The 13103-nt window shown below is 68.9% G+C and carries 11 protein-coding genes; 10 read left to right on the top strand and 1 reads right to left on the bottom strand.

Going from position 1 to position 13103, the window contains the following annotated elements:
- From IPK85_11675 to IPK85_11645, 7 genes are all read left to right on the top strand, one after another.
- The gene (locus IPK85_11675; GenBank protein ID MBK8248044.1) at positions 1-1875 is read left to right on the top strand and encodes a bifunctional homocysteine S-methyltransferase/methylenetetrahydrofolate reductase; all 1875 of its coding nucleotides are present in this window, start codon (positions 1-3) and stop codon (positions 1873-1875) included.
- Entirely contained in the window at positions 1875-2546 is a 672-nt protein-coding gene (locus IPK85_11670; protein MBK8248043.1) for a response regulator transcription factor, read from the top strand. The genes IPK85_11675 and IPK85_11670 overlap by 1 nt, the downstream gene beginning before the upstream one ends.
- The gene (locus IPK85_11665; protein ID MBK8248042.1) at positions 2543-3868 is read left to right on the top strand and encodes a HAMP domain-containing histidine kinase; all 1326 of its coding nucleotides are present in this window, start codon (positions 2543-2545) and stop codon (positions 3866-3868) included. Before IPK85_11670 ends, IPK85_11665 begins: the two co-directional genes overlap by 4 nt.
- Before the next feature lie 39 nt (positions 3869-3907).
- Positions 3908-5113, top strand: a complete 1206-nt coding sequence (locus tag IPK85_11660) for a TolC family protein (protein MBK8248041.1) — start codon at positions 3908-3910, stop codon at positions 5111-5113.
- 1 nt (position 5114) lies between these two features.
- A complete protein-coding gene (locus IPK85_11655; protein MBK8248040.1) occupies positions 5115-6311 on the top strand; it encodes an efflux RND transporter periplasmic adaptor subunit in 1197 nt (398 codons plus the stop codon).
- Positions 6311-9457, top strand: coding sequence for an efflux RND transporter permease subunit (locus IPK85_11650; protein ID MBK8248039.1), 3147 nt, complete (start codon positions 6311-6313; stop codon positions 9455-9457). The genes IPK85_11655 and IPK85_11650 overlap by 1 nt, the downstream gene beginning before the upstream one ends.
- Before the next feature lie 88 nt (positions 9458-9545).
- Positions 9546-10691 carry an acyl-CoA dehydrogenase gene (locus IPK85_11645; protein MBK8248038.1) on the top strand — a complete coding sequence of 382 codons (1146 nt, stop codon included), beginning with the start codon at positions 9546-9548 and terminating at the stop codon, positions 10689-10691.
- Between the two features lie 24 nt (positions 10692-10715).
- Here the strand turns inward: IPK85_11645 and IPK85_11640 are convergent, their stop codons facing one another.
- Positions 10716-11099: a DUF423 domain-containing protein gene (locus IPK85_11640; GenBank protein MBK8248037.1), complete on the bottom strand. Its 384-nt coding sequence runs from the start codon at positions 11097-11099 to the stop codon at positions 10716-10718.
- 150 nt (positions 11100-11249) lie between these two features.
- Between IPK85_11640 and IPK85_11635 the strand changes: the two genes are divergently transcribed.
- The 3 genes from IPK85_11635 to IPK85_11625 are packed head-to-tail and all read left to right on the top strand — an operon-like array spanning position 11250 to position 13101.
- Positions 11250-12194, top strand: a complete 945-nt coding sequence (locus IPK85_11635; protein MBK8248036.1) for a carbon-nitrogen hydrolase family protein — start codon at positions 11250-11252, stop codon at positions 12192-12194.
- Positions 12195-12208: 14 nt separating this feature from the next.
- On the top strand, positions 12209-12715 hold the full coding sequence (locus tag IPK85_11630; GenBank protein MBK8248035.1) for a DinB family protein: 507 nt from the start codon (positions 12209-12211) through the stop codon (positions 12713-12715).
- The gene (locus IPK85_11625) at positions 12712-13101 is read left to right on the top strand and encodes a reactive intermediate/imine deaminase (protein MBK8248034.1); all 390 of its coding nucleotides are present in this window, start codon (positions 12712-12714) and stop codon (positions 13099-13101) included. The genes IPK85_11630 and IPK85_11625 overlap by 4 nt, the downstream gene beginning before the upstream one ends.
- Positions 13102-13103: the final 2 nt, after the last annotated feature.

Raw genomic sequence — 13103 nt, 5'->3', positions numbered from 1 at the left:
ATGGCACGCGATGCCCTGATCCACCGCCTGGTCGACCCCGACACGGTCGTGATGTTCGACGGCGCGATGGGCACGATGTTGTACGCACGCGGGGTGTTCATCAACCAGTGCTACGATGAGCTGAACGTGCGGGCCCCGGACCTCGTCCGCGAGATCCACACCGCCTACGTGCAAGCGGGCGCAGACGCGATCGAAACGAACTCGTTCGGCGCCAATCGCATCAAGCTGACGCCGTTTGGCCTGCAGGAAGAGGTGGTCGCGATCAACACCGCCGCCGCGCGCCTCGCGCGTGAGGCCGCCGGGGAGAACCATCTCGTCGCCGGCGCCGTAGGCCCGCTTGGCGTGCGACTCGAACCCTACGGCCCGACCTCACTCGACGAGGCGCACGACGCCTTTGCCGAACAGATGCAGGGGCTCGCGGCCGGCGGCGCGGATTGCTTCCTTCTGGAGACCTTTTGGGACCTCGATGAGATCGCCCAGGCCGTGCGCGCGGCGCGCGACGTCGATCCGTCGATGCCGGTGATCGCGCACATGACGATCGGACTCGACGGGGTGACGACGTACGGCGCCTCGCCGGAGGCGATTGCCGCACACCTGGACGCCCTGGGGGTGGACGTGATCGGACTGAACTGCTCGGTCGGTCCGCAGACCATCCTCGAGGCCATCGAGAAGATGGCGGCGGTGACATCCCGCAAGCTGGGCGCCATGCCTAACGCTGGCATGCCCCGCGAGGTCGGCGGTCGCCATATGTACATGGCCAGCCCGGAGTACATGGCGACGTACGCGCGACACCTGGTGCAGGCCGGGGCGAAAGTCATCGGCGGGTGTTGCGGCACGACCCCCGACCACATCAAGGCCATGGTCGAGGGGATCCGTCCCCTGGTACCGCGCCTCGCGGCCACGCACCACGCCACGCCGCGCACGACACCGACGGGCACCACCGCTGTGACCGCGAAGCCGCGCGGTGTGGACCCGGTCCCGTTCGCCGAACGGTCACGACTCGCCGGGAAGATCGCCCGCGGGGAGTTTGTCACGTCCGTGGAGATCGTCCCCCCGCGCGGCGTGGACGCGAGCCGGATGATCGCCGACTGTACGGCCCTCAAGGCCGCCGGGGTGGACGCCGTCAACGTGCCCGACGGCCCCCGCGCGCAGAGTCGAATGGGCGCCATGATGTGCTCGGTGCTCATCGAACAACAGGTCGGCCTCGAGACGGTGTGCCACTACGCGTGCCGCGACCGCAACCTGCTCGGCATGCTCTCCGACCTGCTCGGTGGTGCCGCCATTGGGCTCCGGAACATCCTCCTGATCACCGGCGATCCGCCCAAGATGGGACCCTATCCGGACGCCACCGCGGTCTTCGACATCGATGCGATCGGGCTGACGAACCTCGTCCGCAACCTCAATCACGGGCTCGACCCCGGCGGCAACGCCATCGGCGCGCCCACGCGGTACGCCATTGGCGTCGGGGTGAATCCGGCCGCCGTGGATCCGGCGCTTGAGCGCCGACGCTTCGCGTGGAAGGTGGAGGCGGGAGCCGAGTACGCCATCACGCAGCCAGTCTTTGATGTCGCCCAACTCGAGCACTTCCTGGCGCGGATGGACGAGCCGTGCCTCCCGATCATCGCCGGCATCTGGCCGCTAGTATCCGTGCGCAACGCGGAGTTCCTCGCCAATGAGGTGCCCGGGGTCGTGGTTCCCGATAGCGTGATCACGCGCATGCGACGGGCGAACGAGCGCTCACGTGAACACGCCGTGCAGGAAGGCATTGCCATCGCGCGTGAGATGTTCGAGGCCGTGCGAGGTGCCGTGCAGGGCGTGCAGGTGTCTGCACCGTTTGGCAAGGTGGAGTTGGCCCTGAGCGTGTGTGGTGGCTGATGCGCGTGCTGCTCGTGGAGGACGACCCGACGCTCGCCCGTCACACGACGCACTTCTTGCGGCAGGCCGGCTTTGCCGTTGATGTCGCGGCCACCGGGGCGCTCGCCCTGGAGCTGGAGGCCATCAATGGCTACGACGCCGTGGTGTTGGACCTGGGGCTGCCGGACATGGATGGGGCCGCCGTCTGTCGGCAACTCCGGACCCGGGGGACCACCGCGCGCGTGGTCATGGCCACGGCGCGTGATGGCGTGGACGACCGCATCGCCGGGCTCGACCTCGGTGCAGATGACTACCTGGTCAAGCCCTACGCGTTAGGCGAGCTGGCGGCGCGGCTCCGCGCCGTGCTGCGACGGCCGGATCCCCTCCTCCCCGTCACCTTGTCCGTGGCTGACCTCACCCTGGATACGGCCACGCGGACCGGGTCCCGCGGCCAACGAAACATCCCGCTCACCGCCAAGGAGTTCCTCGTCCTCGAGTACCTCATGCGCCATGCGGGCGAGGTGGTCACGCGGGAGCGCATCAGTGCCCATGCGTGGGATGACAACTACGATCCGGCCAGCAACGTCATCGACGTCTACATCGGGCGCGTCCGGCGCAAGGTCGACCAGCCGGGCGAGCCACCCCTGATGCACACCATGCGTGGCGCCGGTTATCGGTTGGGGAGCCGATGACACAATCCGGAGTCCGTCGTCGCCTGACGATCTGGTACGCCGTCGCGACCCTTAGCCTCCTTCTCGCCGCCCTGCTGGCCATGCGGCACTTCGCACAGCGCGCGCTGCGCAACGAACACGAGACGGCCGTCGCCGGCGCTGCAGCCCTTGTGCGTTCGTTCTTTCGAGCCGAACTCGCGGAGTACCGGCAGGTGGACGTGACCGTCTCCCACCTGGCCGGCGAACTGGTCTTCGCCCGCATGGGAATCGAGTTCCTGCGCCCGGACGGTTCGCTGTTCGCCACCGCGCGACAACCCCTGGCCGCCGCAACGCCCCTGCCACCGCTGGTCCGCCGTGCCGAGGCACTCGAGCCCCGCCTCGCTCCCGGGTGGCAGCTACGCCTCACGATCTCCACCGCCGACCTCGTGGCCGCACAGCGCAACATCGACCGCGTAACGCTGTTCGCCATCCCGATCGCCGCGCTCGTCGCCGCCCTGGTCGCTTGGTGGATGACCGGGCGGGCGTTGTCGCCGATCAGCACCATGGCGGCCGCGGCTGACAGACTGCAAAACGCATCCGGTGCCAGGCTGCCCGTTTCCAACCCCGACGACGAATTCGGGCGGCTGGGACTTGCCTTCAACAGACTCCTTGACCGGCTGGACCGCGCCGTGCAGGAGCAGCGGCGTTTCCTCGCGGACGCCGCCCACGAACTCCGCACCCCCGTCGCTCGCATCCTCGGCGCCGCTGAGGAACGTGCCGCCCAACCACCCTCCCCGGCCGACCGCGACGCGCTCACCGAGATCGCGTCTGAACTACGGCGCACCGCACACACCATCGACGAGCTGTTACATCTCGCCCGCGCCGACAGCGGCGCAATGGTCGCACAACGGACGAGCCTCTATCTCGACGACGTCGTCTCGGACGCCGCCTCGCGGTTCGCGCGGACTGCGGAGCAAAAGGGCCAGGCGGTCGCCGTTACCGCGTTGGTCGAGACGCCGGTCCAGGGTGATCCGCAGCTGATCTACCGGCTCGCCACCGTGCTCCTGGAAAACGCCTCGCGGTATACCCCGGAGGGCGGCACCATCCGGATCGCGACTCGTCCGTCCACCGATGGCGGCGCGGAATTGGTGGTCGAAGATTCCGGCATCGGCATCGTACCGGAAGAGCGTGAGTCGGTGTTTGGTCGGTTCGTCCGTGGGCGCTCGGCCCGCCAACTCGCGCCCGAGGGTGCCGGCCTCGGGCTCGCCATCGCCCGGTCGATCACGACAGCGCACGGCGGAACACTGACGGTCGACGACTCCGAGCTCGGCGGGGCGCGATTCACGGCCACTTTTCCGGCCTGATTTAAGCCCAGTTCATGTCCGCAGCGTAGCGTTCTCGGGGTGACGCTCCGCCTCCTCTTCGCTGCCTTCCTCGCGCCCGCATTTGCTGTCGCGCAGGACCTGCTGACCCCGGAACGCGCCGTGGCCCTGGCCCGGACGCGCGGCCCTCTCGCTGGTGTGGCCGTGGGACTGCGCGACGTGACGGCGGGACGCGCCCGTGCCGAGGCGGCTTGGACCAACCCGATCGCCGAGTGGCGCCGCGAGAATTTCACCGGAGCCATCGAGCCCGATATCTTCGCCACCCTGCAGGTCCCGATCGACCTCACGGGGCGTCGTCGGGCCCTGGGGCAGGCAGCCCGCGTGGCCCGGGTGCGAGGACAGGCCGATTCTGCCGCCGCCGCGCGAGCGCTCGACCACGAGGTGTTGCGCGCGTACTGGCGCGCGGCGCTCGCCCACGAACTCGCGGGCATCGCGTCGGCGGAACGCGACGCGCGCATGCGCACCGCGGAGTTCGATGCGCAACGATTTCGCGAGGGAGCCGTGGCCGAGGTGGTCGCCATGCGCGGGGCGCTCGAGGCAGACCGCGCACGCATTGCGTCGGCGACAGCTGCCGCCGATGCCCGCCGTGCCGCAGCCGACCTCGGACGCTTGTTAGGCGTGACGATGGAGGAGCTTCCGCCCCTCGCCGCACTCGCCCCTCCGCCACTCGACGCGATCATCGACACAACGTGGGCGGCGGTATCTGTGCGCCGGCCGGAACTACGGGCCGCGCAACTGGCGCTCCAGGAGTCCGAACGACGCTCCACGGCGGAGTCGCGCGGACTTCTGGGTGATCTCAACGTGGTCGGGGGCTACAAAGGGACCGGCGGCTTCAACACAGGATTGATCGGCGTCCTGGTTCCCCTGCCGCTGTTCAACCGAAACGAGGGACCGCGCGAACGCGCCCGTGGCGAGGCGCTCCTCGCCCGCGCTGCCCAGCGCGACACCGAGGCACGCGCCCGAGGCGAGCTCGCTGCGGCCCTCGGAGCGTGGGAGGGGATTCGCGATGTCGGGCGCGATGGCGCAACCACCCTGGACACCCGAGCCAGTGAAGTCGCCCAAATCGCCGAAGCCTTGTATCGCGAAGGGGCGACCTCGCTCATCGAACTGCTGGAGGCCCAGCGCGCCCGTGCGGAAACTCGCGCGACCGCGGCCCGATGGGCACACGACGCGCACCTCGCCCGACTCGACCTGCTCCGTACCAGTGGACTTCCCTTCCTGCCCTGAGATGCGACGCCTTCTCCCCGTGATCCTGTGCCTGACGTTGGGGTGCGGCGACGACACGCCCGCCGCAGATCCCACGACCACGGCGGCCGCGCCAACGGCAAGCGATACGGCGGCCCTCAGTGCCGAGACGGTTCGCATCGCCGGCTTCACGACCGCTCCGGTGGAGCGCAGTCCATGGCACGAGGTCGTCGCCGCACCGGCCCGCATCACACTGGATCCCTCCGCGACCGAGCCCATCGGGTCGATCGTGGAGGGACGCGTCGCGAAGGTGTACGTCCTCCCGGGCGACCGGGTGCGGCGCGGGGCCGTGCTGGTGGCCATCCACTCGCATGAGCTGATGGATGCGCGGGCGTCGCTGGCGAAAGCCAAGGCGGGACTTGCCGGAGCGCAATCCATGCAACGCCTCCGCGCAAGCGCGGCCGGTCGTGCCGAGCGACTGTTTGGCCTCAAGGCACTTTCCACTGCAGACCTGGAGCGCGCGCGGGCCGAGTTGGTGGATGGCGATGCGATGCTCGCCACGGCGGTCGCGGAACTGGAACGCTCCGAAGCACTCGTGGAGCACCTGGTAGGACACGACGCCCTCCCCGCCGACTACGATGAACACTGGGTGTTGATCCGCGCCCCGATGGACGGCCAGGTGACGGGCCGTAGCGTCGAGCCGGGGAACGTGGTGCTCGTCGGCGCGCCGCTGGTGACCGTGAGCCGGACGTCGAGCCTGGTCCTCGTGCTCCAACTTCCGGATGCATCTCCCGTGTCCGCCGGCGCCACCGTACGCTTCACGACGGCCGCGACCGGGGATCGCCAGTTTACCGCACGGGTGACGCGCGTCTTTCCGGCGGTGGACAGTGTCACGCGGACGGTCGAAGTGCATGCCGCGATCGCCGCCACCGGTGGGGTCCTCAAGGCCGAGATGTTTGCCTCGGCCGAAGTCGAAGGTGCCGGCACGGCCATGACGACCGTGATCCCGGCCGCCGCCGTGCAGGCGTTCGAGGGTGACACGGTCGTGATTGCGGCCACGCCACGTGGCGAGGGGCTCCATGTGGAAGCGGTGCGCGTCCGCGTCGGACGCCTGACGCGCGATCGCGCCGAGATCCTCGCTGGGGTCGACACCGGCACGCGCGTTGTGGTGAAGGGCGCCGCCGTCGCCCGCGCCGAGATCCTCAAGCGCCAGGGCAGCGGGGGCGGCGACGCCCACTGATGCGACGCCTCCTCGAGTTCTCGGTTCGCAACCGCCTGTTTGTCATCGGCGGCGTCCTCTCGCTCGTTGGCGCGGGGCTCTTTGCCGTCATGCGTGTGCCCTTCGATGCCTTCCCCGACCTCACCGGGACCCGCGTCGAGGTGATTACCGTCGCACCCGGGATGGCGCCGGAAGACGTTGAGCGTCTGGTGACCTTCCCGATCGAGTCGTCGCTGATGGGCATCCCCGGGGCGAGCGAGGTCCGGTCGGTCTCGAAGTTCGGCCTATCGCTCATCACGGTGCCCTTCCCCGATGACTTCGACATCTACTTCGCCCGGACCCTGGTCCAACAGCGACTTGGAGACGCCCGCGACCTCCTCCCCGACGGGGTCGAACCGTCGTTAGGCCCGGTCTCCACCCCGATGGGTGAGCTCTACCAGTATGTCCTCACCTCGGACTCGCTCTCGTTGACCGAACTCACCACCCTGCACAACACCGTCGTCCGGCCGCGACTGCGGACCGTGCCCGGGGTGTCCGAGGTGAACTCGTGGGGCGGCTTTACCGAGCAGGTGCACATCGTCGTGGACCCGATCCGGCTCGCCGCGCGTCGCCTGACGCTGGTTGACGTGGACCGGGCCCTCGCCGAGAACAACCTGACGTTCGGCGGATCGTACCTCGAGAGCGGCGGGGAACGCTTCACGGTGCGTGGCTTGGGCCGCATCGATCGTCGTGAGGAGCTCGGGCGGATCGTGATCGGAGCGCATGGCGGCACGGCGACCCGCGTGCGAGATGTGGCGACCATCGAGCCGGGCGCGCTCCAGCGCTCCGGCGCCGTCACCAAGGACGGGAACGGCGAGGTGGTCGCGGGGATGATCCTCAAGTTGCGCGGTGCCGATTCGCGCCAGGTGATTCGCGACGTGGCCATCCGCATGGGTGAAGTGCGAGCCGCGCTCCCCGGGCATGTCGAGATCGTGCCGTTCTACGACCAGACCGACCTCATTCGTCGCACGACGCGCACCATTCTCAAGAACCTGGTGGAGGGCGGGCTGCTGGTCATTGCGGTCCTCTTCCTGTTCCTGCGCAACGTCCGCGCATCGCTGATCGTGGCATCGGTCATTCCGCTGTCGATGCTCGTCGCCTTCCTGGCGATGTACGCCTTTGGGTACTCGGCCAACCTCATGAGCCTCGGCGCACTCGACTTCGGGCTCATCGTCGACGCCTCGGTGGTCATGGTCGAGAACTTCGTGCGACGCCTCGAACACGGCCGGCCCGCCCCGCACGAGCGACGCGCGTTGCTCCTGTCCGCGGCCCAGGAAGTCGGGCGGCCGATCTTGTTTGGCATCGCCATCATCGTGGCGGTGTACATCCCCATCTTCACGCTGGATGGGATGGAAGGCCGGATGTTCAAGCCGATGGCCTTCACGGTGGTCGCCGCAGTGCTGGGATCGCTCCTCCTCGCCCTCACGTACGTGCCGGCGATCAGCGCGTGGTTGCTCGATCACGCGGAGGAATCTCGCGCCCCGGTGTTCGAGCGCGTGCGCGCCGCGTACGAGCGGGCACTCGACTGGTCGCTGGCGCATGGTCGACGTGTGGTCTCCGTCGCCGTGGTGCTCGTCCTCGCGGCCGTCAGCTCGCTCGCCGTGATCGGGACGGAGTTCATGCCGCGCCTGGATGAGGGCTCCATCTTGATCACCACGCGGCGCCTTCCCTCCATCGCGCTCGCCGAGGCCGTGGAGATCTCCACACAAACGGAGCGCATCATCCGTCGCTTTCCCGAGGTCACGACGGTCGTGACCAAGGAGGGGCGGCCCGACCTGGCGACCGAGGCCATGGGACTCTTCGAGGGCGACCTGTACGTCATCCTCAAGGACCGCGACGAGTGGACCACGGCCGACGATCCAGAGGGCCTCGTGGCGGCCTTTGATTCGGCGCTGGCCGTCGTCCCAGGTGTTGAGGTGTCATTCACCCAGCCCCTCGCCATGCGGATCGACGAGGCCGAAAGCGGCATTCGTTCCGACCTCGGGGTGAAGGTGGTCAGCCCGGACCTCGAGCGGAACGCCGCGCTGGCCGAACGCATCCTGCGCATCATTGAGCAGGTCCCGGGCAACGCGGACGGGGCCGTCGAGATCGCCGACGGCACGGGACAGATCGCGGTGCGCGTGAATCGCGATGCCCTGGCAGCCCACGGCGTCTCGGTCGCCGAAGTCCAGCGCGCGGTGGAGCTGGCCATGGGCGCGCGGGTCGCCACCGAGCTGGTGGAGGGACCGCGTCGCGTTGGCGTCGCCGTGCGCTACCCCGACGTTTACCGGAACGACCTGCACGCGCTGGAAGCCTTGACGGTCCGGACGAGCGCTGGCGCGCTGGTGCCACTCCACGCCCTCGCCCAGCTGGTCTCCACGACCGGGCCCGAACTGATTGGTCACGAGGACGGCCAGCGGCGGTCCCTGGTCCTGAGCAACGTGCGCGGCCGCGACCTGGGAAGCTTCGTTTCCGAGGTCAAGCGCCGCGTCGCGCGCGAGATCCAGCTCCCGGCTGGCACCTTTCTCGAGTGGGGCGGGCAATACGAAAACCAACAGCGGGCGATGAGTCGCCTGGCGGTCGTCGTCCCGCTCTCCCTGCTCCTGATCTTCCTGCTGCTCTTTGCCTCGTTTGGGTCCGTCCCGCAGTCCGCCCTCGTGCTCACCAACGTGCCGTTCGCCCTCGTCGGCGGCATCGCGGTTCTCTGGATGCGCGGCCTCAACCTCAACCTCTCGGCGAGCATCGGATTCATCGCCTTGTTCGGGATCGCGGTCCTCAACGGCGTGGTCATGGTCTCACACATGAACGCGCTGCGTGACGCGGGAGCCTCCCTCGCGGACGCCGTACGGCGCGGAGCACTCGATCGGTTGCGCCCCGTGCTCATGACGGCCCTGGTAGCGTCGCTCGGCTTCGTCCCGATGGCGTTGTCCACGAGCCCGGGCAGCGAGGTACAGCGCCCGCTCGCGTCGGTCGTGATCGGGGGGTTGGTGACCTCAACGCTACTGACACTCCTGGTCCTCCCCACCTTGTACCTCGCGCTGATGGACTGGCTCCAAAGGCGCCGACTCGATGTGTCCGGGGAGGACGCGGAGGCGCTTTGGGTGTCGCCGACCCTCGAACGCTGGCCTGATGGCCGGCGTCCCGGGTGACCGGCACAGGTCCGGCGGCGTCCACACTGGAGATCGCGACAGCTCGCTGCCAACTTTGCGACTGCCTCCCACCTCCAGCGCCCCCCACATGTCGGCTCCCCTGACTCACCTTTCCGACGAAGAAGTGCTGTTCCGTGACGCCGTCACGGCGTTTGCCGACGCCGAGGTGCGACCGCGTGTGGAGGCCATGGAGCGCGCCTCGAAAATCGAGCCCACCCTGATCGAACAGTGCTTCGGACTGGGGTTGATGGGGATCGAGGTCGATGAGGCACATGGCGGCGCCGGCGGTTCGCTGACCATGGTGGCACTGGCCGTCGAGGAGATCAGCAAGGTGGACGCGTCGTCCGCGATCCTGGTCGACGTGCAGAACACCCTTGTGGAGTATCCGCTGCGCACCTACGCCACGGAGGCGCAGAAGCAGCAGTACCTCACCCGGCTCACGCGAGACACCGTCGGGGCCTACGCCCTGAGCGAGGCGGGCTCTGGCTCCGATGCCTTTGCACTCGCGACACGGGCATCCCGGGATGGGGACGATTGGGTCCTCAATGGTCGCAAGATGTGGATCACGAATGGCGCCGAAGCCCAGGTCTACATCGTCTTTGCCAACGCCAATCCGGACGCGGGATACAAGGGGATCACGGCCTTCATCGTCGAGCGCGATTTTCCGGGATTCACCGTGGGCAGAAAGGAAGACAAGCTGGGCATCCGAGCCTCGAGCACGGTGGAGCTCATCCTCGACCAGTGCCGCGTCCCCGCGGCGAACGTGCTGGGCCAGGTGGGGCAGGGATACAAGATTGCCATCGACACGCTCAACGTGGGACGCATTGGCATTGGCGCCCAGATGATCGGTGTCGCCGGTGGCGCGCTGCAGGCGGCGGTCGCGTACCTCAAGGAACGGCGCCAGTTCGGCAAGGCGCTGGCCGAGTTCCAGGGAATCCAGTTTCAGGTGGCGCAGGCGGCCACGGAGCTCGAGGCCGCCCGCCTGATGGTCTACAACGCCGCGCGCATCAAGGATGCCGGGGGCGATATCGCGCGCGAGGGGGCGATGGCGAAGCTCTTCTCGTCCCAGGTGTGTGAGCGGGTCACGTCCCTGTGCGTTGAGCTATTCGGCGGCTACGGCTACACCAAGGACTTTCCCGTCGAAAAGTTTTACCGCGACGCGAAGATCGGCACGATCTACGAGGGGACGTCCAACATGCAGTTGCAGACGATCGCGAAGGCGGTGCTGCGTTAGGCACCCATCGGGGCGCCGGAGCCGCTACGGCTCCCCGGCGCCGGTGCGGGACACCGCTACAAACAAGGCGGCCCACCCCGCGAGGAAACACACGCCGCCAAGCGGGGTCACCGCGCCCAGGGCCGGCACGCCGAGCAGCACGAGCCCGTAGAGCGAGCCGCTGAACAGCACAATCCCCGCCGTAAAACACCGCACGGCCCACGACACCGCCGCCGTCGGTGCGCGCGCCCCCTGCCAGCCGGCGACGAGGAGGCCAAAGGCGTGGTACATCTGGTATCGCACGGCCGTCTCGAAGGTGGCGAGCCCTCCCGCATCCACCCGTCCGCGCAACGCATGGGCGCCGAAGGCCCCGGCGGCCACCCCGAGGGCCGCGAAGAAGATCCCGAGTCGAAGGGCATGTCGCGTCATGCCGAATGGTAGCACGCGTGCGACCGCAGCCGGACGACGCGCCAGCCACCCGGGGCTCCGATGCAGCGCGGGGGACATGCGCCGGGGCCGCTTGCGCCGCGCCACGCGCACACGCCATCCTCCCGCACCCCTCCTCTCCCATCTGCCGTCATGACCCGCGTGCGCGTCGCCATCATCCAGCGGGAGATTCTCCCAGACTGGGAAGGATGCCTGGATCGTACCCGGACGCTGGCTCGTGAGGCCGCCGAGGGTGGCGCGCAATGTGTGGTGTTCCCCGAGACCTGGCTCCCCGGCTACCCCGCCTGGTTCGACGTCTGCCGGGACATCGGACTCTGGGATCATGCACCCACCAAGGCGCTCCATGCCCGGTACGCGGCGGCATCCATCGACGTACACGGTGACTCCGGTGCGGCGCTCGCCGAGTTGGCGCGCTCGTTGGGGGTGACGCTCGTGATCGGCGTGTCGGAACAGGTTGCGAGCGGGCCGGGTCGCGGCACGTTGTTCAATGCGCTCCTGACGTACGGGCCGGACGGCGCCCTGCTCAACCACCACCGCAAGCTGATGCCAACCCACACCGAGCGGCTGGTCTGGGGGCTCGGCGACGCGGATGGCGTGCGCGCGGTCCCGACACCGGTGGGCCGCGTCGGAGGGTTGATCTGCTGGGAGCACTGGATGCCCCTCGCTCGCCAGGCGCTGCATGAGAGCGGGGAGGACCTCCACGTCGCCGCCTGGCCCGGCGCACACGAGCGCAACCAGGTGGCGTCCCGCCAATACGCGTTCGAGGGGCGCTGTTTCGTGCTCGTGGCGGCGTCGGTGATGCGGGGGAGCTCCCTGCCCACCGGCTTCGAGGTGGACACGACGCGCGTCCCTTCATCCGATGCGTGGATCGTTCGCGGCGGCAGCGCCATCATCGGCCCGGACGGGCAGTACCTCGTGGAGCCCGTGTACGACCGCCCCGCCATCCTGCACGCCGAACTTGACCTCGCTCGCATCCGGGAGGAGTCAATGGCCCTGGACGTCACCGGCCACTACGCCCGTCCCGATTGCTTCACCCTGCAGGTCCACCGGCGCGGCCGCCTCGCGCCCGTCGACTGAACCCCATCCTGCCCATGACCCCGCCGACTGACCTTCGGGTCTTCCTCGCCGACCAGCTCCGCCGTGTCCAGCGCGGAAACGCTTGGCACGGCCCCTCCCTGCACGAGGCTCTGGACGGCGTGACGGCCGCCATGGCCACGGCGAAGGTCCTCCCAAGCGCCCACTCGATCCACGCCCTCACCCACCACGTCGCCGCGTGGGCCAACGAAGTCCTGCAACGTCTCCACGGCCGCGCCGCCCAGGCGCCGGACGAGGGCGACTTCCCGGATCCAGCCGTCCCGGTCGACGACCTCGCCTGGACGCGATTGCTCGCACGCCTCGACGCGGTGCACGCCGAGGTCATCGAGGCGGTGCTCGCCCTGGATCCCTCGCTCCTGGAGCGCAAGGCGGGTGACGAGGAGTCGCCCCCGTTAGGCACCGGCCACACCTACCAGGGAATGATCAACGGCCTCGTGCAGCACGATGCCTACCACGCCGGCCAGATCCTCATGCTCAAGCGCGCCCTCCTCGCCCATCCATGACCGCCCATCGTGCCATCCTCCCCGCCGGCGCTACACCGCCCGTCGGCCCCTACGTCCCCGCCATCGGCTTCGATCGGCTGGTCTTTGTCTCCGGCCAGGGCGCACGTCGACCCGACACGAACCAGCTCGCCGGCGACGACATCGAGACGCAGACCGCCCAGGTGCTCGAGAACGTGCGCGTCATCGTCGAAGCCGCCGGCTCCTCGATGCAGCACGTGCTCCGGTGCAACGTGTACCTGACGGACATGGCGGAGTTTGCACGCATGAACGCGGTGTACGAACGAGCCTTCGGGGGCCACAAGCCGGCGCGTACGACCGTCCAGGTCGCGGCGCTGCCGCTCCCCGGCCTGAAGGTGGAGATCGACTGCATCGCCTACACGCCGTGAGC

This window comes from Gemmatimonadota bacterium, assembly GCA_016712265.1.
In the GTDB taxonomy this organism is placed as follows: Bacteria; Gemmatimonadota; Gemmatimonadetes; order Gemmatimonadales; family Gemmatimonadaceae; genus RBC101.
This window is presented reverse-complemented; position numbering and strand designations above follow the sequence as displayed.

Excerpts from the sequence above, each read along its gene's own strand:
- IPK85_11665 (MBK8248042.1), top strand. The coding sequence starts at position 2,543 with ATGACACAATCCGGAGTCCGTCGTCGCCTGACGATCTGGTACGCCGTC.
- IPK85_11625 (MBK8248034.1), top strand. The coding sequence starts at position 12,712 with ATGACCGCCCATCGTGCCATCCTCCCCGCCGGCGCTACACCGCCCGTC.
- IPK85_11670 (MBK8248043.1), top strand. The coding sequence starts at position 1,875 with ATGCGCGTGCTGCTCGTGGAGGACGACCCGACGCTCGCCCGTCACACG.
- IPK85_11650 (MBK8248039.1), top strand. The coding sequence starts at position 6,311 with ATGCGACGCCTCCTCGAGTTCTCGGTTCGCAACCGCCTGTTTGTCATC.
- IPK85_11635 (MBK8248036.1), top strand. The coding sequence starts at position 11,250 with ATGACCCGCGTGCGCGTCGCCATCATCCAGCGGGAGATTCTCCCAGAC.
- IPK85_11630 (MBK8248035.1), top strand. The coding sequence starts at position 12,209 with ATGACCCCGCCGACTGACCTTCGGGTCTTCCTCGCCGACCAGCTCCGC.
- IPK85_11675 (MBK8248044.1), top strand. The coding sequence starts at position 1 with ATGGCACGCGATGCCCTGATCCACCGCCTGGTCGACCCCGACACGGTC.
- IPK85_11655 (MBK8248040.1), top strand. The coding sequence starts at position 5,115 with ATGCGACGCCTTCTCCCCGTGATCCTGTGCCTGACGTTGGGGTGCGGC.
- IPK85_11640 (MBK8248037.1), bottom strand. The coding sequence starts at position 11,099 with ATGACGCGACATGCCCTTCGACTCGGGATCTTCTTCGCGGCCCTCGGG.
- IPK85_11645 (MBK8248038.1), top strand. The coding sequence starts at position 9,546 with ATGTCGGCTCCCCTGACTCACCTTTCCGACGAAGAAGTGCTGTTCCGT.